The 21,922-nt window shown below is 40.1% G+C and carries 28 protein-coding genes and 7 pseudogenes; 6 read left to right on the forward strand and 29 right to left on the reverse strand.

Translation table 11 applies throughout. From position 1 onward, the window contains the following. Positions 1–102: 102 nt before the first annotated feature. The 19 genes and pseudogenes from XZ46_RS15735 to XZ46_RS15815 form a co-directional block, all read right to left on the reverse strand. Entirely contained in the window at positions 103–978 is an 876-nt protein-coding gene (locus tag XZ46_RS15735) for an IS630 family transposase (RefSeq protein ID WP_048895124.1), read from the reverse strand. 157 nt (positions 979–1,135) lie between these two features. Further along, positions 1,136–1,465: a hypothetical protein gene (locus XZ46_RS15740; RefSeq protein WP_006668239.1), complete on the reverse strand. Its 330-nt coding sequence runs from the start codon at positions 1,463–1,465 to the stop codon at positions 1,136–1,138. Continuing rightward, positions 1,458–1,730: a hypothetical protein gene (locus tag XZ46_RS15745; RefSeq protein WP_006622134.1), complete on the reverse strand. Its 273-nt coding sequence runs from the start codon at positions 1,728–1,730 to the stop codon at positions 1,458–1,460. The genes XZ46_RS15740 and XZ46_RS15745 overlap by 8 nt, the downstream gene beginning before the upstream one ends. Before the next feature lie 59 nt (positions 1,731–1,789). Further along, complete coding sequence (locus XZ46_RS15750; protein WP_006622133.1) at positions 1,790–2,035, reverse strand: hypothetical protein; 246 nt, start codon at positions 2,033–2,035, stop codon at positions 1,790–1,792. A 57-nt stretch (positions 2,036–2,092) separates the two neighbouring features. Further along, positions 2,093–2,302: pseudogene (locus tag XZ46_RS38325) on the reverse strand (hypothetical protein). Positions 2,303–2,338: 36 nt separating this feature from the next. Beyond that, positions 2,339–3,548: pseudogene (locus tag XZ46_RS37865) on the reverse strand (hypothetical protein). A gap of 76 nt (positions 3,549–3,624) precedes the next feature. Beyond that, complete coding sequence (locus XZ46_RS15760; protein ID WP_228116357.1) at positions 3,625–4,257, reverse strand: hypothetical protein; 633 nt, start codon at positions 4,255–4,257, stop codon at positions 3,625–3,627. A gap of 104 nt (positions 4,258–4,361) precedes the next feature. Continuing rightward, positions 4,362–4,739, reverse strand: a complete 378-nt coding sequence (locus tag XZ46_RS15765) for a hypothetical protein (protein WP_008052488.1) — start codon at positions 4,737–4,739, stop codon at positions 4,362–4,364. Further along, the gene (locus tag XZ46_RS15770) at positions 4,736–5,149 is read right to left on the reverse strand and encodes a DUF1064 domain-containing protein (protein ID WP_048895126.1); all 414 of its coding nucleotides are present in this window, start codon (positions 5,147–5,149) and stop codon (positions 4,736–4,738) included. Before XZ46_RS15770 ends, XZ46_RS15765 begins: the two co-directional genes overlap by 4 nt. Continuing rightward, positions 5,139–5,483 (reverse strand): hypothetical protein, encoded by a 345-nt coding sequence (locus XZ46_RS15775; protein WP_006668235.1) that lies wholly within the window; start codon positions 5,481–5,483, stop codon positions 5,139–5,141. Before XZ46_RS15775 ends, XZ46_RS15770 begins: the two co-directional genes overlap by 11 nt. A gap of 63 nt (positions 5,484–5,546) precedes the next feature. Further along, on the reverse strand, positions 5,547–5,699 hold the full coding sequence (locus tag XZ46_RS36785) for a hypothetical protein (RefSeq protein WP_008055716.1): 153 nt from the start codon (positions 5,697–5,699) through the stop codon (positions 5,547–5,549). Positions 5,700–5,752: 53 nt separating this feature from the next. Beyond that, positions 5,753–6,043 (reverse strand): hypothetical protein, encoded by a 291-nt coding sequence (locus XZ46_RS36790; protein ID WP_228116358.1) that lies wholly within the window; start codon positions 6,041–6,043, stop codon positions 5,753–5,755. A 589-nt stretch (positions 6,044–6,632) separates the two neighbouring features. Beyond that, positions 6,633–6,980, reverse strand: a complete 348-nt coding sequence (locus XZ46_RS36795) for a hypothetical protein (RefSeq protein WP_006668232.1) — start codon at positions 6,978–6,980, stop codon at positions 6,633–6,635. Positions 6,981–7,057: 77 nt separating this feature from the next. Beyond that, a complete protein-coding gene (locus tag XZ46_RS15790; protein WP_006622122.1) occupies positions 7,058–7,303 on the reverse strand; it encodes a hypothetical protein in 246 nt (81 codons plus the stop codon). A 261-nt stretch (positions 7,304–7,564) separates the two neighbouring features. Beyond that, on the reverse strand, positions 7,565–7,915 hold the full coding sequence (locus tag XZ46_RS15795; RefSeq protein WP_228116336.1) for a hypothetical protein: 351 nt from the start codon (positions 7,913–7,915) through the stop codon (positions 7,565–7,567). A 509-nt stretch (positions 7,916–8,424) separates the two neighbouring features. Continuing rightward, on the reverse strand, positions 8,425–8,592 hold the full coding sequence (locus tag XZ46_RS15800) for a hypothetical protein (RefSeq protein WP_008052553.1): 168 nt from the start codon (positions 8,590–8,592) through the stop codon (positions 8,425–8,427). Continuing rightward, entirely contained in the window at positions 8,593–8,850 is a 258-nt protein-coding gene (locus tag XZ46_RS15805; RefSeq protein ID WP_008052552.1) for a hypothetical protein, read from the reverse strand. It lies immediately after the preceding gene. 234 nt (positions 8,851–9,084) lie between these two features. Beyond that, on the reverse strand, positions 9,085–9,213 hold the full coding sequence (locus XZ46_RS37580; protein WP_257720166.1) for a hypothetical protein: 129 nt from the start codon (positions 9,211–9,213) through the stop codon (positions 9,085–9,087). A 20-nt stretch (positions 9,214–9,233) separates the two neighbouring features. Beyond that, positions 9,234–9,931: pseudogene (locus tag XZ46_RS15815) on the reverse strand (hypothetical protein); the annotation flags it as partial. 597 nt (positions 9,932–10,528) lie between these two features. Here XZ46_RS15815 and XZ46_RS15825 point away from each other — a divergent pair. From XZ46_RS15825 to XZ46_RS15840, 5 genes are all read left to right on the forward strand, one after another. Beyond that, on the forward strand, positions 10,529–10,879 hold the full coding sequence (locus XZ46_RS15825; protein WP_006625354.1) for a hypothetical protein: 351 nt from the start codon (positions 10,529–10,531) through the stop codon (positions 10,877–10,879). A 40-nt stretch (positions 10,880–10,919) separates the two neighbouring features. Next, positions 10,920–11,870, forward strand: coding sequence for a hypothetical protein (locus XZ46_RS15830; RefSeq protein ID WP_048895089.1), 951 nt, complete (start codon positions 10,920–10,922; stop codon positions 11,868–11,870). 41 nt (positions 11,871–11,911) lie between these two features. After that, on the forward strand, positions 11,912–12,211 hold the full coding sequence (locus XZ46_RS29735; protein ID WP_006625356.1) for a hypothetical protein: 300 nt from the start codon (positions 11,912–11,914) through the stop codon (positions 12,209–12,211). Continuing rightward, on the forward strand, positions 12,169–12,525 hold the full coding sequence (locus tag XZ46_RS15835; RefSeq protein ID WP_006625357.1) for a hypothetical protein: 357 nt from the start codon (positions 12,169–12,171) through the stop codon (positions 12,523–12,525). Before XZ46_RS29735 ends, XZ46_RS15835 begins: the two co-directional genes overlap by 43 nt. A 943-nt stretch (positions 12,526–13,468) precedes the next feature. Further along, on the forward strand, positions 13,469–14,587 hold the full coding sequence (locus XZ46_RS15840) for an ABC transporter permease (protein WP_008052013.1): 1,119 nt from the start codon (positions 13,469–13,471) through the stop codon (positions 14,585–14,587). 17 nt (positions 14,588–14,604) lie between these two features. Here XZ46_RS15840 and XZ46_RS15845 read toward each other — a convergent pair whose 3' ends face one another. The 10 genes and pseudogenes from XZ46_RS15845 to XZ46_RS35765 all read right to left on the reverse strand — a co-directional run bounded on the left by XZ46_RS15845 (position 14,605) and on the right by XZ46_RS35765 (position 20,666). Continuing rightward, the gene (locus XZ46_RS15845) at positions 14,605–15,075 is read right to left on the reverse strand and encodes a DNA phosphorothioation-associated protein 4 (protein ID WP_006616424.1); all 471 of its coding nucleotides are present in this window, start codon (positions 15,073–15,075) and stop codon (positions 14,605–14,607) included. Between the two features lie 275 nt (positions 15,076–15,350). Next, on the reverse strand, positions 15,351–15,479 hold the full coding sequence (locus tag XZ46_RS29745) for a WG repeat-containing protein (protein ID WP_006624898.1): 129 nt from the start codon (positions 15,477–15,479) through the stop codon (positions 15,351–15,353). A 126-nt stretch (positions 15,480–15,605) separates the two neighbouring features. Further along, positions 15,606–15,695 (reverse strand): annotated as a pseudogene (locus XZ46_RS38585) (WG repeat-containing protein); the annotation flags it as partial. Positions 15,696–15,710: 15 nt separating this feature from the next. After that, positions 15,711–16,654: pseudogene (locus XZ46_RS32695) on the reverse strand (IS630 family transposase). A gap of 93 nt (positions 16,655–16,747) precedes the next feature. After that, positions 16,748–17,269, reverse strand: a pseudogene (locus XZ46_RS38065) (WG repeat-containing protein); the annotation flags it as partial. Positions 17,270–17,350: 81 nt separating this feature from the next. After that, the gene (locus XZ46_RS15870; protein WP_006624896.1) at positions 17,351–17,815 is read right to left on the reverse strand and encodes an S-layer homology domain-containing protein; all 465 of its coding nucleotides are present in this window, start codon (positions 17,813–17,815) and stop codon (positions 17,351–17,353) included. Between the two features lie 50 nt (positions 17,816–17,865). After that, positions 17,866–18,186 (reverse strand): nucleoside triphosphate pyrophosphohydrolase, encoded by a 321-nt coding sequence (locus XZ46_RS15875; protein WP_006624895.1) that lies wholly within the window; start codon positions 18,184–18,186, stop codon positions 17,866–17,868. Positions 18,187–18,225: 39 nt separating this feature from the next. Next, on the reverse strand, positions 18,226–19,062 hold the full coding sequence (locus tag XZ46_RS15880) for a hypothetical protein (RefSeq protein ID WP_006668221.1): 837 nt from the start codon (positions 19,060–19,062) through the stop codon (positions 18,226–18,228). Between the two features lie 19 nt (positions 19,063–19,081). Further along, a complete protein-coding gene (locus XZ46_RS15885; protein WP_006668220.1) occupies positions 19,082–19,378 on the reverse strand; it encodes a hypothetical protein in 297 nt (98 codons plus the stop codon). Between the two features lie 27 nt (positions 19,379–19,405). Then, positions 19,406–20,666 (reverse strand): annotated as a pseudogene (locus tag XZ46_RS35765) (RNA-guided endonuclease InsQ/TnpB family protein). Positions 20,667–20,732: 66 nt separating this feature from the next. Between XZ46_RS35765 and XZ46_RS15900 the strand changes: the two are divergent. Further along, complete coding sequence (locus XZ46_RS15900) at positions 20,733–21,608, forward strand: IS630 family transposase (RefSeq protein ID WP_048895127.1); 876 nt, start codon at positions 20,733–20,735, stop codon at positions 21,606–21,608. The last annotated feature ends 314 nt before the right edge of the window (positions 21,609–21,922 follow it).

Consider the following 21,922-nt stretch of genomic DNA (forward strand, 5'->3'; position numbering starts at 1 on the left):
GTTATGGTCGAAAGGGAAGTCGCCTTCCCCAACTCCAATTCAAAACCGTGCTTGCGAGTTTCCCAGCACACGGCTCCTGATGTATAGTATTAGTCAAGGTGGTTAGGACGCAGCTTGGAGAACGGAATCCATGGCATCATGGAGAGAATCAAACTGCTCAATACAATGGCGAATGCGGGCTTTCAACCACGACCAACATTTCTCTATCTTGTTGAGGTCTGGCGAATAAGGTGGTAGATAGAGCAAACGGCATTGAGCCGCCTCCACTAGCTCAGGAATCCGTCCCCCTTTATGAAACGTTGCATTGTCTAGCACTAGAGTCTGACCTGGCTTCAGTGTTGGAATTAAGATGAACTCCAACCACAACTCAAACACTGTCCGATTACAACAACCCTCAAAGCTAAAGGGGGCTAAGAGTTGTTGATGACACCATGCGGCTATATAGCTCACCCTGCCCTGCCTCTTCCCTGATTTGAGGGCATGGAAGCGTTTTCCTTCCTCGCAGTAACCATAAGGGTAATCCGAGTCCTGACTATTCATGCCGGCTTCATCGAGGTAGACCACTTCTTCCGGCTCCATATGTTCAATCTGAGCCATAAACTCCTCTCGCTGTTGCTTCCAACGTTCTTGGTAGCCGTAAGTTTTTTTTCTGGTGAAGCCAATTTTCTTCAAGGCTCTGGATATGGTGCGAGGAGAGATGTCGTCATCCCAAAGTTCAGCCATTTGAGCGGAGGTTTTGTGGCCATGCTCTTGGGCAAAAGCCTTGAATTTATGCCAGTCGGTAATTTTGTGGTTATTGCCAGGTGGGTGATTAGGTTTAGGGAGGAAGTCTCCGGTCTGTGCTTTTCTTTGCAGCCAGAGATTAATAGTGTTCCGGCTGACATGGAAAACTTGACTGGCTTCTGTTTTGGGCATACCGTCTAGTTCAATTGCATCAATAACTTTTTGTCTGAGGTCGTAACTATAGGGGGCTGGCATTTTTGGTCTTCTTAGTCATCTCGTCCTCTCCATTATACGTCCTAACTTTCCTGTCTGGTGCTATAAATGAGAAAATACATAGACACCCCCTACAGTTAGAAACCATAGGGGGCTATTAAGTTATTGGAGTAGCTGTTAGGCTGTTAGCTGTTAGGGCTTACGCCAACTTGGGGTTGCACCGATAAAACATAGCTATAGCAGCCTGTTGAATCTTCTCATTGGTAGTCTGGTCAGATTTTCCGATATAGATATGGTGGTTGATTTTACCGTCCCAGCCCTTCAGGTTCCAGTACGCGAAATTGTTGATAGATGTTTTTTTGCAAGCCGTAAACCTTTTGCCGTTTAACTCAACAGAGAATGACTTGTTTTTTCTCAGGTAGTCAAACCACTCGGGCGTATCTAGTTCTACACAAGTTCCACCGGGGCCCTGTAGAAAATTGCTGAAATTTCCAGTATGTAGGCTGATTACTGGCAATAACTTAGGCATTGAAGTCACCCCCCATAAAGATATCGCTACTGTAACCATTGCCACTAAAGTCGGGCATAAATGATGCTGGCTGAATAACTGTCTCTTGAGACGATACCCACTTTTCTTGTACCGCCATAAAATCAACAGCGGCGTTATGGGCGATTTCGGCTAATTTCACCCTGGTATCTTGGTTAGCGTAGGGGATATCTCGTGACATCATTTGGGCGTAAATATCACGTGCTAATTCCGCGATAACCATTAACCTTGCTTGTTCTTCGTTCATGGTTTTGTGTTTCCTTTTTTGACGAAATTATTTAACTTACTTGAGGATTTATGGCATGATTAAAACTCATTCTTATTGTCTTCTTCGTATTGCTTGATTTTCTCGTTCAACAATTGATTGATTGCTGTAATCAAGGAATTGTGCATAACCAGAAAAGTGCTTTCAAGCTCCAACAGACGACATTCATCAAATTGTGTAGGACAATCGGCAAGTTCTACAGCGTCCAATATAGAGACTAGCTTGCTGCTTAACCTATCACTATGATAGGTATTCGGGTTAAGTAGTTTACCCAAGTCAATTGTCATGGTTTTATCCTCTTAGTGTGTTGTTTGCCGTAGTTTACCGTCATCGCGGACGGGTATTTACTGGACTTTATCTATTAAGTGCTTTGTGTAATTCAGTTCCTTAATCAGCAATTGCTTTTTAAGTTCAGTAATGGTTAATTCTTTTTCGCAATCATCTAGTATTGACTTTAATGTTGCCAAACCATCTTCTTTGTTAATGTTGTAAACTCAACTGTCTACCATAGTCTTAAACTTCACAAACATCTGATGTTTGATATCTGCCATCATTGTGTTATTCTCCTAGGTCAATGAACTAATTGGAAGTCAAATGATTTGCTTCCACAGGTTTTTACCGTTAACATTAATCATGTTATAACCTCTGTTTTTCATTAAATTGGTTAATTCATTTACAGTAACCCGTGAATCTAAATAACCATCATTTTTGGCGGTTTCTATGGCTATCTTCAGAGTCTTAGGGTCAATGTCTGTAACTGGTTCGATTAATTCAGGAAAACCTGCTTTTGTTGCTTGCTTATTTTGCTTAGTTTTGCTCTCAAGACTTGGAGCGATAAAATGGTCTAAGAATTGTTCTGTTCCGCTAGATACTGCGAATATTTTGGTTTCTGCTAACTCCCAGTAATGGTTAAATAAAATACTTTGATTGAATTATCCATTGATGATTTATATATCATTGAATGTGTAGCGATTACATCAATGGATAATCTGTAGTTAGCTATATCTTGTTTCCTTTTTTGTAGTCCTCTTTTGGTTTGAGCATAATTAGTGCAATTATTCATATCTCTCCAAAACATTTCTAAGCGAGATGATATCTTACCAAGATTTATATCCTCAATATCCGAAAGTTCTGACAATTCAAATTGATTACCTGCATATTCTTCACTTGTCATTGATTGTCGTTTTTTAAACCACATAGGAAACATACGGCGTTTTAATTCATTAAGTTCCCAAAACGTCCATAAAGGATGTATTGAATTAATTACTTTTAAAGCGAAAGCATTAAAAATCATGTTTTGACCGGGTGTTTGACTACTAATTGTTATTCGGCTATTTTTCCTGTTGAAGACTTTAAACAGTGAGAGCATATTTTCATTTTCAATTAATAAATTGGGGGTGATATCTTCCCAGACCAATAAAAAATTACGTTCAAACTCACTCCGTAATGGGTCGTAATATCTCTCTTGTTGTATCTTGTTTCTCAATGAAGCAAATGTGCTGTTAGCTAACACTGTGTCGGCGTTATATAGTGAAGCCGCAATAGTAGCTATCTGGCTTTTACCCGTTCCACTAGACCCCCAAAGAAACAAGCACCCAGCGGTTGACATTAGCGTGACAGGTGAGCAAATAAAGCTAGTAATAATTGGGAATTGAACATCCGGATAGGGTAGGATAGCACAGCACAAGCTCTACATATTGACTCTATTTGTTCACCCAATGCACCATCAACGATTATTTCCTCTAATTCATCTGCCAATGAGTCGCGTATTAGCCTATAATCTAAATAGTCCTCAGACATGGTAGTGACCTCTTAATATGTTGGCTTGCTGTATGGTAGTCATCCCCCCCAATATTGGGGGGGATTTTTGTGGTAATTAGCTGAGTTTCATTAACTCAAGTAACGCGATTAGGGTATCAGCGTCCAATTTTTTAACCTTGCTGTATAGGCTATCAAAATCAGGCTCACAATCAAGAATTTTTGCTGTAGACTCAACCCGTTCTTCCCAGGTTTTATATTTGGCCTTACCGCCAAAACTACCATTTTTTTTACTAGTTTTTGATTCAACAAAATCAATAGCTTCTTGTACAGTGTACCCGGCAACAGTGGATTCAAAGGTATCTAATCCTGTGCTGTATTCGAGGATAAATCGTGCTAAATCATGCTTATTCTTGGCTGATTCAAAATCATTTGAATTCTCACTATTTACCTCAAGGAGTCGCTCGGCTACCCGTGTGGCTGATTGTCCTAGATTTACAGTTCCGGTAAACATCATTTTACCGTTTGTCAGCATAGCGTCACTTTCGACTAAATGCAGTAACGCTAATTCAACCGAAGTAGGCTTGTATTCCCGTTTTTTCCCTTGATATTCACTAGAGTACTCAGCAATACAAAAGCGTACTGCGATTAATTGCTCTTCAAATTTCCACGACCTATCATTGAAGTTCTGGAAATCACCACTTAATCCATAGCCAATAAGCCACAGGTGAGGCGATTGTACAACAAACATAGCGCTAGTGATTTCCAAATATGTTCCAGATTCTCCCGGCTTAACCGCGCTACAGAATGCGAATTTATCGTCATCTTTTTTACCGTAATATCCAATACTCGTGATTACTCTTCCTCAGTTAATTGTTGATTGTTGATTGTGTTAGGTGATTCGATTCTGGCTGCAATTTGGCGACAAGCAGCCCAAAACAGTGGATTGCCAGATAAATAGACTCGAAGTCTTGACTCCTTAACAAGTTCAACTAAGTGAGTTTGCTTGATAAGTCTAATAATTGCAGAGCCTTGATAATCACCACGTGGTCTGTAACTACCCATTACCTGATAGGTAATATTCTTTACTTCAGGTGTTTTGTGTTCCTCAATATGTGTCAGAATTTGATAAGCCACAATGATTGCAGTTTTATCAAATTCATGCGGATTGTAGTGAGTTTGCACAAGTTCACCATTGAGGCTAAATATGCCTTTATAGTGTAGATTTCTCACGGTTGATGTTCTCCTATTAACTTAAATTCTTGTGCTTTTAGGTGTCGTTGGAACTCATCGATATTCATTAAATAAATACCTTGCCAGCGATAAGACCTGTTCCGAGTGACAAACCAAATATCTTCAATCATTCCGGGATTAAGGTAATGAAGCAATTGCATCTTGAGCTTAAACTCAGGTGTTAGCGTTCCTTTTACTTCGATGTATTGGTTGAAAACTGGACTATAAAAGTCAGGTTTCCAAGTAATTGGTCGCCAAGGTTTCTTGCCATCAACCAAAGTTAATCGGGGGTGTATTGATAGGTTGTCATCATACTTTTTGAGTAGGTGATAAACCTTGCTCTCTAATGTTGACCCAAAGTAATACCCGTCGTAGTATTGTCCTTTGGCATGATACTTGTTAATCATCATTTATCTCCCCAAAATAAGTTTCATTATCTGGCTCTCTATCGCCGCCAGATTCAGTTTGATAAATGTTCCATTCCGCTCGATAATATTCGAGTGCCTCGTTGAGAATTTCCTCAATTTTATCTGGGTGTAATGGAATTAATTTTTTAATCATTTCTCCCAGACAATAAGCCAGAAATTCTTTATCAAACTTAACGGCTGTTAATTGCCATTGAAGTCGTCCTCTTCCTGCATAGTTAGGAACCTTTATAGCAAACGACGTTCCCACATACATCAACGGGTCAAGTTTAATATTCCTGAGATTTAACCGCACTTCTTTCCAGTGCTTTGATATCATGGTGATAGTCCTCGATGTTTGGTGTATTGGCTACCTTTTCACGGGTAGCCTTTTTTTTGCTAATTAGGCGTTAGTCTGAAGCCAATCTGAAAACGGGTCAGGGTCAGGCAATGATTCGGGCATATCAGGGTCAACATGATTATCGGAGAGATTAAAAAAGTGACCCTCCAAGGCAGCGATATCGTCAGCAATAGCACCAGAAACTTTACGTGGCACCCTGACACCACCACCAAGTTTAATCAGAGTTAGAATAGCTTTAATGCTATTCTTTAACGCGATAATCTCATCTCAGAGTAGGTTAATTCCAGATTAAAGTCCTTTTCGTCCGTTACAGATGCAAACACCAACTTTTCTTTTAATGTGTAGATAGGTGATGTTTTGGGATATGGCAGATAAGGAACTACCTGGTCAAGAAATCCGGCAAAGTTGCTGAACCTTTTTAAGATTGCCAGATATTCACTAGGTGAGAGTCCATGTGTATCCTTGGTTTTTACGCTGTCTTTGTCAAGCTGGTAAATAGCGGTATTTTGGTCTACTAATGTATTTTGGTTTTTACGCATCTGTCAGTGATTTTCAACTCATGGACAAAATCATTTTTCCAAAATACGATTGAGTTATTGAGTTGGAAATCACTGTTTTTGATATTTTTTGTTGTTGATGATGATTATTTTTAATCTAATTAATACTTATAAATACATAAGAAACATATAAGCCCAAAAAAATAAAAGAATTATTGACTTGATACCATAATTGTGAAATGTTTAAATTATCGCCACATACAACTCAAACAAAAGACCACTATTTTTTTATATAGTGGTCAATTCTCTTTGTCTACTTTTTGATGCTGATTTATTTTTTCACACTCTTATTGCCTTCGCTGCTAACAGGAGCATCAGCGAAAAGTTCACCCTGTACTTGGTTTGGTGCTTCACTTCTCTCAACAGTTAATTCACCCAGGTTAGCTAGGGCAAGCCCATCGCTGCTAGGAATTCTGAACATACTGTTATAGGTTCTTAATGATGCTGGCTTGATAGTAAAATAGTGAGCAAATACATATAACAAGCCACTAACAGAAACGATAGGAGGTGCTTTAATACTGATAAATCTCAGTATTTTTTCGCCTACCCGTGTTTGGGTGTATTTACGCCACTAGCCAGGATTAACCGGAGCCTCAACAAAGAAGCGGGTGTATTCAGACTTCTTGTATGCTCTTACTCGAGTTCCTCTTAGGATATTACGTCTGTTAGCATTAGGCGTGGAAGTATTGCTAACAGGTGGTCTCCAAATGGTTAATTCCCTAACATTGGCTGGCTCATTAGTTACTGAACTTCCACTTAAAATGTGGAGTAAAAGCATAGGCATAGGTACGCCTATTTTTGAAGTTGCATCCACTGGAACTTCAACTACTAAACTTCTGCCTAGGTGTGGACCCTTGGCTGTTGCTAAGTTTGCTATCCAATCATCTTTGTATTTGTTCCATGCGTCAGCTAAAGGCATGATATCAGTTTCCTTTTTTCTAAATTGTCTAAATCAGGGTAGGTAAAACGATGATATTAGCGCCTACCCGATATCCATTAATCAACAAATAGCTCTGTAGCTATTACATCAATACTGCCGTCAGTAGGGTCTAAAACATCGTCTGTTGGAATTGACAATGAAACAGTTACGAGACCTGTAGCCATATTTCGGGTATAAGCAGTGACTACGGTTGCACCATCAGGATTATTACTTGCAGTAGATTGCATTCGTTGGGTTGGCTCAATAATTTCAAGTAATTGGTTTTCCAGTGTCGCAGCGCCTAGCGTTTTCTTAGTAGCCATAATCTCACCTTGATTTTATTCAATACCTAGACTATAGCAGTGTATTTGCTGATTGTGGCTGCTATGGTTCTTTCAACAGAAGCTACATATATGTAGCAGCTTTTGAGTTAAACGCGACGGTACGCTACCAATACCAACATTACGCTAACTACCAGTTTAACCATGTCTAAGTATGTTGGTAATCTCTTTCATCGTGGATGATAGTTAGTGACTGATATGACTCAATGATTAGGTTGTAGTTGGGGGTTGATTTCCAGTTTTTCACTCTAACGATGTCCTCGTAGCTTTCCGTATGACATTATCAACCCAACTAGGTTTTCTCTGGAAATGTAGAGGAATTTTGACTTTGGTTTTTCTAGGGTCCTGATACATCGCCAAGACACTACCTTCACCTAAGTCGATTTTAGCTTGTTCAAATTTATCAATTAATTCCCAGTTAAGTATTTTCACTTCACTGATATACATTTTGCTCTCTTTAATTCTTTTCGCATTTTCCCTACCGCCAAAACCTTTTCTTTCCTCGAAGGTAATAGGATACACGATTTTAGCGTCAGTTAAATCAACTAATTGTTTACAGATATTTTCTGCCTCATTTTGACTAGATTCATTCATAAAAAACGCAAATCTTCTGCCATTACTCATAGTACAAGTAACCTTAATATTCCCTTTAGTAAATGCTGATTTACTGGGTTGAGTAAATATCCTTTGTCACCTATCCCATGTAATTTTATCCCTACTAACCGACGGTAACTCTATTTGAGTTTTTGGCAGTGTTGACCGCCTATCTTTAGTCCAGTATGGTGGTTTTTCGTAGTTGTACAAAACCAAAGTTAACTGTATTTTAAGATTAGCTGACGTACTGATTTCCCGAAAATCACCTGACCCCATAAATTGACCTATATCCCTATTCCCTAGTATTTCAGTTCAGTTTGAGCCAATGTACTCGCAACATTTTCCGGCAAATTTCTCAAAGATGACACAAGTCTGAATCTTTCTCCACCAGCTTATACTACAGCATTAACTAATTGTTGTTATCTATTTTCTTCTATTCTTTGCAGTGCCATATATTCATCTAAACCTTGAGCGACTAAGATGATAGCTTCTTTACAGTTCTCGCTAAACTAATCCCCGAATTCCTCGGAACTGTCTTGGTTCCAAATAGTGTTTATATTTCCATCATATTTTTCTGGTAATTTCTCCCTAGCTTCCCTTCTCTGTTTTCCCAAAGACCATTCTTCACCTTTTTCTTCACCCCATTTTTCAATCGTTCCTTTACCACCAGGAACCATTTAAACAATAGACCTTGCTAGTGTTGTTGGGCTTTTTGTTAAAAACATTTTAACAACCCATCTACCGTGTTTAAATAACGTCCATGCTATTGCTTTCATAGCCATGTTAAATGACTGTTTAACGCATGAACCGAATGCTGTAGATACTTCCATAAGCATTTCAGGCCCCTTGCTTAATGCTACGTGCATAGCAGCCGCTTTATTGATAAATGCAAGACCTGCTACTGGTAAAACACCACATACTAATTTCCCAGCCATATTACCTAAAAACCCAGCCGTGGTGGTTATAAATTGTCCGGCAATATTTGGGATGTTTCTATCAATATCACTATCGCTAATATTCCCATTAAAATTCCCAAAGCTGTCCCAATTAGAGGTAATAAATCTCGCTACTTTCTCAAAGCTAAAGTTAGATAAAAACTTAGTAATTCCTTCCCATAGCCAACCTCCAAAACTTTTGCCCCATTCAACAACTTTACCAGTAAATTTGGCTCATAATTTGCCAAACCAACCCATTTCCTGGGTAGATGTTCTTTGGGCTAAATTAACTTGTCTAACGCCATTTCTACCTATACTGCTACGGGTTTGACGACTAGACAAGCTACGAGTACTCCTTAGCATTCTTGCACTTCTGGCAACCATTACAAAGTCCCTCTTAGTGGGTTATCGCCATCAATCAATTCGGTTTCTATCTTGATATCAGGAAAGTCTTTTTTCAGTAATTCTTGTACTTTTTCGGTTTCCTCTTCTCTGATATCATCCTGTTTTTTCATTGAATCATATAACCGCGTTAAATCGGCTAATATGTCTTTTGCTGGGTCATTACTGTTCACCTGTAAAGTACCTTGAGCGCGTAAGCAAATATTTATTGAATTTGATTTAATGTTGTTTGTAATGTTTCTTTTGCATCCTTCTGGTTGGTAATCTTAATTTTGCTTTCATTGGGTTCCAGTAGCTCCTCAAAATTATCAGCCTCCGGGGTAAATGCTGTTTTAATTGTTTCATATTTTTCCTCGGTAGCGAATCCCAAATCATCAATTATTTCAGATACTTTCCTACCAGCTTTAAAAGCGGCAGCATGAGCCAAACCTGCTTCATGTAACGCCGTTAAAACAGCGTTTTTTGTAACCTGATGAGAGATAGCAATTTCCATTACCATACCAAATATTTCAGCAATTGATTCAGCTAAGTTAGGTAATTTGATTTCGGCTTTTTCTTCGGCTTTGGTCATGAGATTGACATCATCAATCTCTACTTTAACTTCAAATTCACCCCATCTTTCGTCATCTATGTCAAATCTGTACATTAGCCATTCTGGCAATGTGTTTATTCGTTTAAGAAACAAGATGTGTTACAAGGTTCTATAGACTTACAGATATTTGATGGGAACCTAGCCACAGAAAACGGGTTAAATCTAGGTATCATAAAACTCCCTTATTATGGGGGAATCCATACCGAAAATTTATTAATCGAATTGATTACCAATCAGACAGAAGGATTAGCTATAGATTCACATTCTGTATGACAAGCTAGATGTTTAAATCAATTACACAATAATGATTCAATTAATATTTTTGGTATGGCAGAATACCAACTTGATACCTTACCCAAAACACCATCATTAACTCAACCCGAAAATTTTGGGATTTCCGTAGGTAATACCCCTACACTTATCCGCGCAGCCAATACTTAGAGATATCGCTTACACCTACAGAACACGGGTAGCGTTGGGGTTTGGTTTAGTCATGGACACATCAGCAATTGCATACCAGGTCAATGTTTATGGCTACCGCCTAACACTGCATGGGATGACGAGTTAAAATCTACTGCTAGTATCTACGGGATAACAGAGGATAGTGTTTCGCAGATTGTCGGGTTAGAGCAGACAATCACTTACTAACCGGCTACAATGGAATTATTTAGGAGGTAGGTGATTATGAGTTTTTCGGTTTATAGTAGCGCTCTAAATTTAGACACTCTCAATATTACTGCTAAGATACCGGGTACTCCCGTTACAACCGCTATTAGTTTAACGGCTAATACAGTTGCCGAATTAGTGGCAGTAAATGCTAACACAAACGGGCGTAATGTATTTATCAAAAATCGGTATAATGTACCCGTTCATTTCATCTTAGAACCCACAAAAAATACCGTAGCTAATGCCGCATTTTCTGTGAAGCCGGGTGATACTGTTATGCTCACTATTGGCGCTAGTAAACTACAAGCTATTGCCGAATCAGTTGCTGATATTTCAGTGACCTTGGTTGAGCTGGTCACTGTAGATTAAATAGTTGGGGGATAATCCCCCTTTTTTCGGAATCTTTATTATGACTAATTTCAATATTTACTCTAGTAAATTTGGGCAATCAACCGATGACTTGCCAGAAGCTGAAGTTAATCTGTATTTAACTAATGAACGGATACAAGCAGTTATTGACTCAAATACTAATTTCGCGCCATCCGGTCACGGTCATATATGGGGCGACATCAGTAGTGCGCCTGCTACCGCAACCAGGTGGCCTACTTGGTCTGAAGTTACAAGTAAACCGACAACGTTTACTCCATCAGAGCATACACATTCAAACATTACATTAACCGCAGGAGATGGTTTATCAGGAGGAGGAACATTAGCAGCTAATAGAACAATTAATGTAGATTCAACTGTAGTAAGAACTACAGGCAATCACACTTTCACAGGAATTAAAACATTTAACATAATAAATAATCCAGTATATTTTTTAAATAATGAAAGTTGTTTTGATAAAAATATGCTTATTAATTTTCATGTTTGGAGGGGGTTTGACATACGCCGGATAGGGTCTACTGCTGGTTCGGCAAGTTTAGTACTAAATAGTAGAGTTGGAGGAAATAGCTGGGCGTTTTCTCATCAGGGAAATTATTCTATGCGACTTGAAGCAGAGGCTAATCCTAGAGTATTTATATATCATGGTATTAATTTTCTTGAAAGTAATGTTTGGCGAGGTGCTCCTAGCGATAGATATGCAATACACTTATATAACGGGCAGACATATTTTATGAAGCACTCAACTCTTTCATCATCTGGAGTACATACTAGATTTAGAGTAGGAGGCACAAACGTATCTTTGATTAACGATAGTGGAGATTATGTTAAAGGTTCTTCGGATATGAGATTTACAACAGTTGTTAATGAGAGTATTAATAGCTTAGATGGACTTCAAAAATTATATTTAATTAAATTTAAATATAATGAGTTAGCAGCCATGGATTTTCTACACAATAAACTAAAATCGGTTTAATCGCACAAGAAGTTCAAGAGCACTACCCCGATGCAGTTTAAGTGGTTCAAAATGACCACACAGATAGCCCTGAAGTTGACGACAAAAAAATAGATTATCTGACGATTCTTTATGAAAAATTAGTTCCTTTATTAGTGGCAGGGATTCAAGAATTATCTCAAAAATTAGACGCACTAGGTAAACCCACAGCATCTACAAATGGTAAGATCAGTAATTTACCGACAAGCCCTATCGGTTTAAGTGTAGGTGATTTATGGTGTGACACGGATAACGATAATGTAATCAAGCAGGTGAGATCATGTCTAACAAATATGATATATCTGAAACTAATTGGTTTTTAGCTTACAACCAATACTTACTCAAAGAGGATGATACAGCACACGGAAGTAAACGATTGCCAGATATATCAGGTAGCAAATTTGTGAGGATATTATTTGATGCAGACCAAGTTTCTATTTATGGGAAAATGGCAGGATGGTTAAAATTTTACACATACAATGATATGAAGCAGAATATGATGGTTAAACGTGAAACTATTTGGCTAAATGAATATCAAATAATTGAATCACCACCATATAGTAATTTTTACGCAATCTTTGAACCCTTGGAGAGGATTAAATGGTTTACCCTTTATTTTTGGAGATTAATGCAATGAGTATAATCATACTAGAGGTGATGTTATTGATAACTGTTATTGTTGATTTTGGCATTTATTGATAGGCAATAACATAGGGGTGAACTGATTATGTTGGTATCGGTTTCTGCTCGGTAATTGTCACCAGTTGAAAAGTTGTTTAGGGGTATCGGGTTGGTTCCGGTAGATGATAGTTCAGGTTTTGCGATCGCACATAGGTTTACCTATAGGTCTAGTCCATAGAAAGACAGCCTAATATCTTTGTACATTGATAAATTAATAAGTCCCTTTCTATGGCTACCTACGGCTATCATGTTGACTTTGAAACATACCTCCCCCCCCAACCAGAACAAGCACTCTTGGGGGTGCGACCGACGTGATAGCAGTCAATGGTGAGGAACGAACCGATAGGCTTGCCATTGACGGGTATCACAAGGGAGTTACCCTATCGGTGTTTGGTTGGGGGGAGGGTATGGATATTTGACAGATTGATTAAGTTGTGTTTATTGATTAACCCGTCAATAATTAAGATTTGTTGCTAAAGGATATGCACCAATCGTCCCGTATGCTAAGACTGAATGGAGTGCATATTGAGCGTGACGGTACGACTATTGGGTTAAGTAAATCCCGATTATCGCAGTTAGGATAGGGGTTTGAGTCATACTATTCTCACAGTATTAAGTCCGGTAGTGATTTGATCAGCCATCTTATTAGGAGGAAAAGTTAGTGGTTTATTAGGAGTAATTTTAGCTATTCCCATCACTGGGGTAATTAAGAGCATTATTGAAATCATCTTTAACCCTCAGTTACCACCCCAAGCCGGTTCCTTTTTTACTAATCTTCCCCAAGATATCGACAACTCTCCTAACTTACAGGTTTCCGAAATCACTAATGATGGGAATGGATAAAGATGCTGCTGGGATTGACCTGTAATGTCATTAACCCCCACCAGCGGTAATCTCTTATGCTAACATCAGATGTTATAGATAGATATGCAGGTGAGGTTAATAAGTTTATGAAATGGTGGCAAAGACTACAAAAAAATCCCTTGGCAAAATTGGGCGCGGGAATACTGATTCTGTTTTATATTATGGCGATCGCTGCTGATTTTGTCGCTCCCTATAATCCCTATAATTCCCAATTAGACGGATCCCTATTACCCCCCACCCCAATTCATTGGGTCAACCCTCAAGGAGAATTTATCGGACTCCATGTTTATCCCACAACTCAGGGACCCGTTGATATTGAAACAGGTCAAAGACAAACTATAGTAGACTGGGAACAGCCTTCTCCTCTGCGGTTATTCGTCAAAGGAGACCCCTATAAAATTTTAGGTTTAATTCCCTTTGACCTTCATCTTTTTGGCGTAGTGGGTCCAGCCTATATTAACCTCATAGGAACCGATGAACAAGCCCGCGATCAGTTGAGTCGCTTAGTTTTTGGTAGTCGTATCAGCCTCAGTATCGGTTTAGTCGGAATTGCTATTGCTTTCCCCTTGGGTATGTTGGTTGGGGGAATTTCCGGCTATTTTGGTGGCTGGATTGATACTATATCCATGCGATTAGTGGAAGTTTTAATGACTATTCCCGGACTTTATTTATTAGTAGCTTTAGCAGCAGTCCTTCCTCCCCAACTTTCCAGCGCCCAAAGGTTTTTACTAATTGTAATTATCATTTCATTTATTAGTTGGGCGGGACTAGCTAGAGTCATTCGGGGACAGGTTCTCTCTATTAAAGAACGCGAATTTATCCAAGCGGCTAGGGTAATGGGGGCTCAACCAATTTATACTATTATCCGTCATGTACTCCCCCAAACAGCTACCTATGTGATTATTTCGGCTACCCTGACCATCCCCAGTTTTATTATTTCTGAGTCCGTGCTTAGTTTAATTGGCTTGGGTATTCAACAGCCATATCCTTCCTGGGGGAATTTACTTTCTTCTGCTACTAATGCTTCCATTTTGGTGCTACAACCTTGGCTAATTTGGCCGCCAGCATTGTTGATTATTTTAACCGTTTTAGCATTTAATTTACTGGGAGATGGTCTCCGAGATGCCCTCGATCCTAGAAGCATACAACGGTAAGAGTGACCGCCGCTGAATTAGCCTAAAAATTGACTCAGATCAAATTCTGATTCCGGTTTTTTGAAGCGATCGCGTTCCGACATCAGCAATAATAACAGGCGATCGCCATAATCTACCGCCCCCCTAAATTCTTCTCGTAAAATTTCTAGTCCACCATTGGCAAATTCTTCAAAAATTTTCACTCTTTCTGCTTCCAATTCTGGGTCAAAAGGTGAGATTGTTTTGCTGTCCTTAGTATGGGCGATCGCTATCAGTTTAATTACCCAATCATAACCCCTCGAAATGAATATCTCTAGGGAAATAGGCGCGGGATCTCTCTGAGAAACAGCCTCAATCGGTACTCGCTTTTGGTGGCGGATACCTACAGAGGCGGCGAATACTATTACATCTGCATAGGTCTGAAACGGGCCGCTTTTGTTTTCGGATTCGGTTAAATCTCGCACTAGGTCTGCTTTATCTTTAGCGACTCTAACCCTGTTAATAGCCATTGTTTAATCGAATGTGAATTAATTTTAACTATAGTTTAAGCTAAAACTAGCACCAATCAACATCATTTCTTGACCCTGGCTACACACTACTGTATTTTCCCTTCTTGCTAACTCACCCTCCCCTCAGCATTATCGAAGCTATCACCACTGAAAACTCTTTTAATCTCATCAACATCAGATGATATTCAAGGTTTAGCAATATATCCATATTTCCCCCCGCGAACAATTCTCAAAGATTCTGGAGGCATTCCTTGACTTGCTTCCCCCCAGCTTCCTCAATCGTAGTGACCGTTTAACTGTACTACAGCCAACCCCTCAGAAAAAGGTTCAGCCCCATAAAATTGAGGTTGAATAATTGTTTTTCCCGTAGTATCTACATAACCATAACGCAGAGGTTGAATCAAATTACCAACCTTCCCTTCTCCAGTTCCCCAGGGGGCTAATCCCTCAGAAAATTGTAAATATCCTAACCCATTTGGTACAATTGACGTGAGATTTCCACTGGTATCAACCAGATAATATTGGTCGCCTTTAACAACTTTAGCAACTCCATAAATAAAATTTTCAGCCCGCCCAAATTCTGGCTGTATTACCCAATCACCATCCCGATTAATATACAGCCTTTATCTCAATCATTAAGCACAGTAACAACACTTGGTAAACCAGTTATTCAAACACTGTAAATTCACAAGGCTTACCGCCACTTCTACCAATCTCACTAATAATTCCATGGTCTCCGTCCTGAACTTGCACACTAAACTTTTGAGCTGTGACCACATCATCTCTATCGGGTTAAACTCAGGGGAATACACCGGCAGATATTCTACCCTGGCTCCTACTGACTCTATCATTTCTTTGACTTCTTCTCGATGATGAGAATTTCAGTTATGCATTACCACTACATCTCCTTTTTTTAATTTTGGCAATAAATCTAACTTGATGAATTGGAGAAAATCCTCTTTTTTCATTGACCCTTCTAATGTTTGAGTCGCCACCACTCCGGAGAGCTTAATTGCACCAATTATTGTCATTTTTTGACCTCGATAGGATTTCCGCAGTTCATAGACTTTTTTCCCTTTCGTCGCTCTGGCTAACGGTCTGCTCATCCCTACCCATAACCCACTTTCATCAATAAACACAAGCTTTTCAGGAGCCACATCTCTAATTCTTTACCAATAATCTACTCGCGCTTTCTGTACTTCTTCTGTTACTACTTTTTCGCTCCTGTATGTTTTTTTTTGAGACTTATATCGTGCTGCTTTAAAAATCTATCTATCATGGTCGTACTGACATTTATGCCCAGCTTGTCTCTGAGCTTCTCACTATATTGCCATAAGGTCAGGTCGGGGTGGGCTTCTACGATATCTATCACGGCTTCCTCATGCTTAGATCAAATGCTTTTCTTTTTAGTGCCACACTTACGAGGAGATAAGTCTCCCGTTAATCGATACTGTTTGACCAGTCGCCTTACCGTGTCTGGACTCACCAAAAAGCGTTTCGCTACTTTTCGGATAGAAGTGTCTCCTTTTTCATAGGCTTCTACTATCTTTTTCCGAAAATCTAAAGAGTAACGGCTCATGGTAGTTGGTTGTGATAACTTATACAATAGCCATACATTATACTGTACTTTGTGTTTTGTGTAAAGGCTGTATCCCCATTGATGATTTAATTTAACTGGGGCTAGACCCTCCGCAAATTCCCCAGCTTCTGAAAATTTAGGTTCAATAATCGAGTTACCTTCCCGGTCAATATATCCCCATTCAGATCCGATCCTAACTTTTGCCCGTCCTTGGGAAAAGCTACCCCCACCATCAAATTTAGCTATAATGTGCCAATCACCTGATTTATTAATATATCCCCATTTTGTCTGATCATAAAGTTTAGCTAATGCCAAACCTTCCGCAAAATAATAGACAGGATTCAAACTAAATTTGGCAGGAATTGCTAGTCTACCTTCCCGGTCAATATATCCACTTTTATCATCCATGTTGACACTAGCCATTCCCTCCGAAAATGCCCCCAAAGATATAATATCACTTGCCAAAGTGATCACGATATTTTCTTCTGTATTAATGAAGCAATTTTGACCATTAATGATGACATTAGCTAATCCTTCGGAAAATTTTGCCGCATAGTCAAATTGAGGGGTAATTGCGAATAAATTACTATAGGCGATATATTCCCAAGACACCACATTTCTAGGTCGCAAGGCTTGACATAAAAAAGCCGCGATTTCACCCCTAGTAGCATTTTGATTAGGCTTGAGTTGTCGAACTTATGGATAATTAACCACTAAATTTTCAATCGCCCCAGCGGCAATTCTTTCCCTAGCATAATTGGGGATTGCCGCCGCATCATCAAAATATTGTGTGAGAATTTCTTCCGGGTTTTCAGGGATTCTATGCTGTAGATGTGCCGCTAAAACAATTAAGGCTTGCACCCTAGGAATAGGTTGCTGTGGGCGAAATGTACCGTCAGGATAGCAGGCCAAAAAACCTCGGCGAGTCGCTTGTTCAATATTCGATTTTGCCCAATAGTTATCGGCAACATCTTTATAGGCGATCGCCTCCTGAATTATCGGTGCATCATCAAACATCCTACACATTAACGTAGCAAACTCAGCCCTAGTTACAGGTGCATTGGGGCGAAATGTACCATCTGGATACCCTAAAATAATGTTTATATTAACTAATAAGTTAATGGCTTGAATCCCCCAGTTATTTTCTATGTCTGATTGCATTTATATATCTCAAATTATGGTGTGATAATAGCTGACCAATTATCCGAAATTTATGCAGTCCATAATAACATTATTTTCTGTTTAAAACCACCTCGTTGCGCTCGTTTTTCATCAACTTTTAATTGTATCTGCTCATCGGATATGTTATAACTTTTCTTCAACGATTCAACCACCTCTAAAATATCTGCTAATTCCTCCAATAGACTAGCATCATCGCTTTCTTGAACTTCCTCGGCTTCTTCCCTTAACTTATTTCGTAAAGCTATGCGATATTCCGCCTCAGATAAAACCTTGATTTCCGGCTTACCTCCAGATTGTCGTATCATTTCAGGAATGCGATCGCGCACCAGTTTATAATATTCTTTACGCATTCAATTATCCCCTCACACCACCAAATTTTGCTGATTAGATTACCGAGAAATTCTCGCTTCCGACAAAGCTATTTCCTGATTCCGACGATACAAAGCCACCCGATTTTGAGCCGTAGCATAGCGAGGATAGCTAGGAGATACAGCCGCCATTAAATCAGCCGCCGCCCGCCATTTTTCCGCAATTTCTAACCATTCCCTATCAGTCATTGCATCCCTTCCTAAAGACACAGCATTTTCAGCTAATTGGACAGCCTGTTTAAACAACTCTTCATCCGATAATACATCATCAGAAATTGTCTGATTGGGAGTAGGTTTCACCGATGTATAATCCGAGTTAAACAATTGAGTAACCGCTAAACTCATCCATTGATAAAAAGCAAATACCCCCACAATTAATAACACAATTATGCTGATGAGCGCAATTAATATACCCCGTGACGATTGTTGCTTTTGCACCAATTCCTGAGATGGATAACTATCAATTAGTCCCCCACTAGTATGACCCGGTAATCCCGCCCATATATGTGGTTTTTTTATGGTGATATTTTCTGACCAAAGCAGTTCACTATCTGGACTATCCAGAATATCCTCTAACCACAGTAATTGATGTTGATTAAAGACACGACTATGGATGCTAACTCGGCGAATCTTCCGGGGAGCAATTGTCTCTAAAACGTCCTTAATCTCACGGACTAAATATGATTTATCCAGATATTCTGCTTGCTTTCCTTCACAAAGTAATTGCAGAATACCCCCCACAAAAACAGCCCTAATTATTACCTTACTTTCCGCCAGATAATAATTAAGTACCTCAACTATGGCGACCACACTACCTTGGTGAGCCTGTTTGATCAAATCATTAATTGCATCCATCATTTAGCAGCCGAAACTATAGCTATTGACTGACTTCCCGAAAAAATTGCCCTAATTGACGACTCATTGACTTCACCAGTCCTTCGGATTTTTGAAGTTGAGCGTCAACTGTTGCTTCTAATTCCTTAACCCGGGCTTCGGGAAGATTAAGCAATTCTAGCAATTTTTGATAGGCGCGTGCCTCTTCATCATTAATCATTGGCTCCTCTGTAACCCTAGCACTAGAGCTAATCACCTGATAACCCAAAGCCAAAACCAATTCCCGTTCCTCTGGAGTTTGCAGTTTGGGAATCAACTCGTCAAGGGGAATATTCTTCATCAGATAATCCTTTGACACTCCCATTGCCTAAAGGCGAGGGGATTCTTCATTCATAGACCCAACTTGCTTTGACAGGATTGCTCCAGCCATAGTATAGGTCGAATCTCCTGAAGCGTTCGGGTATAAGACCCATGTTCCGCTATGCCCTAGCGTACACAAGGCTGACTTTGCTGCGCAACGCTGCGCGAACAGGATGTTGAGCGCAGCATTCCTATCCCGATCCAAGTTTAACCCACATTGACAAACATGAGTTCGAGTGGATAGGGCTTTTTTGACCACTGCACCACAGTTAGAGCATTCTTGGGAAGTATAAGCCGGGTTAACGGCAACCGTCACCTTGCCAAACTTAACCCCAAAATACTCTAGCCACTTCCTGAATTGATACCAAAGAGCATCATTAATCGACTTGGCGAGACAGTGGTTTCTAACCAAATTCTTTACCCTCAAGTTTTCATAAGCGACCAAATCGTTAGATTGGATTACGCAACGCGCCAGTCTCTTGGCGTGTTCTATGCGCTTCGCGCAGGCTTCGCCAACACGTTGCCTACTTATCTTGAGGTGTACTCGTCCTAGTTGGTTAATCGCTTTCTTTCGGTTGGATGAGCCTTTCTTTTTGCGAGAAACACGCTTTTGTCTAAATTTCAAGCGGCTCTCACCCTTTCGATAAAATCTGGGGTTAGGTTCGCGCTTGACCATTAGAATCGGTATAAAATTCCTTTAATCCTACGTCCAAACCAATCGCTTTACCCGTGGGCTGACTATCTACTTTAACATCCGCTTTGAGCATAAATTGAACATAGTAGCCGTCCGCACGACGAATAAGCCTAACCCGTTTGATTTGTTCGAGCGGGTAGAAATGTAAATCCCATGTTCCTTTGAGTTGAAGCTGGCCTATGCCTTTTTTGTCGGTGAAGGTTATTTTCTTACGAGTTTCTGATAGCTTCCACCCAGAAGTCTTGTATTCAACTGAACGACTGTTCTTTTTGAACTTGGGAAAGCCTTTCTTTCCTGGAATGGCTTTCCGGCAGTTATCGTAGAACCTTGCGATCGCCGAATATGCTCTTTCAATGGAAGCTTGACAGGCACTGGAGTTTAAGTCGCGAGCAAAAGGAAATTCATCTCGAGCGTGTTTTGCGCTAGGCGATACAAATCCTTCTGCCCAATTCCTGAATTATCCATCCAGAAACGGACGGCTTTATTGCGGATGAACTGAGCAGTTCGGATGGCCTCATAAATGGCAATGCACGTGATTTGACTTCCCTTTGGCTTTAAACTCCACTACAATCATTTATAGTACCAGACAGGAAAGTTAGGACGTATAATGGAGAGGACGAGATGACTAAGAAGACCAAAAATGCCAGCCCCCTATAGTTACGACCTCAGACAAAAAGTTATTGATGCAATTGAACTAGACGGTATGCCCAAAACAGAAGCCAGTCAAGTTTTCCATGTCAGCCGGAACACCATTAATCTCTGGCTGCAAAGAAAAGCACAGACCGGAGACTTCCTCCCTAAACCTAATCACCCACCTGGCAATAACCACAAAATTACCGACTGGCATAAATTCAAAGCTTTTGCCCAAGAGCATGGCGATCAAACCTCCGCTCAAATGGCTGAACTTTGGGATGACGACATCTCTCCTCGCACCATATCCAGAGCCTTGAAGAAAATTGGCTTCACCAGAAAAAAAACTTACGGCTACCAAGAACGTGATGAGCAACAGCGAGAGGAGTTTATTGCTCAGATTGAACAGATGGAGCCGGAAGGGTTGGTTTACCTCGATGAAGCTGGCATCAATAGTCAAGACTCGGATTATCCTTATGGTTACTGTGAGCAAGGACAACGCTTCCATGTCCTCAAATCCGGGAAGAGGCAGGGCAGGGTGAGCATGATTGCGGCATGGTGTCATCAACAACTCTTAGCCCCCTTTAGCTTTGAGGGTTGTTGTAATCGGACAGTGTTTGAGTTGTGGTTGGAGTTCATCTTAATTCCAACACTGAAGCCAGGTCAGACTCTAGTGCTAGACAATGCAACGTTTCATAAAGGGGGACGGATTCCTGAGCTAGTGGAGGCGGCTCAATGCCGTTTACTCTATCTACCACCTTATTCGCCAGACCTCAACAAGATAGAGAAATGTTGGTCGTGGTTGAAAGCCCGCATTCGCCATTGTATTGAGCAGTTTGATTCTCTCCATGATGCCATGGATTCCGTTCTCAAAGCTGCGTCCTAACCACCTTGACTAATGCTATACATAATGTATTTACATTATGTAACTTCTAAAATATGAATGCCTACCCTATCATGTCCAGATATTACCCAGAACTAAGTTACCCCCAACAGATAGCTTTACCTACAACCTACGGCTAAGATTTTGGGGGTGAACTGATTATGTTGGTATCGGTTTCTGCTCGGTAATTGTCACCAGTTGAAAAGTTGTTTAGGGGTATCGGGTTGGTTCCGGTAGGAGATAGTTTAGATTAGGCGATCGCACTTTTCATATCAGCCAGATGATAGCCCATAGTTTCCCCTCACCGAGGATTATGA

The organism is Limnospira indica PCC 8005, assembly GCF_000973065.1.
In the GTDB taxonomy this organism is placed as follows: domain Bacteria; phylum Cyanobacteriota; class Cyanobacteriia; order Cyanobacteriales; family Microcoleaceae; genus Limnospira; species Limnospira fusiformis.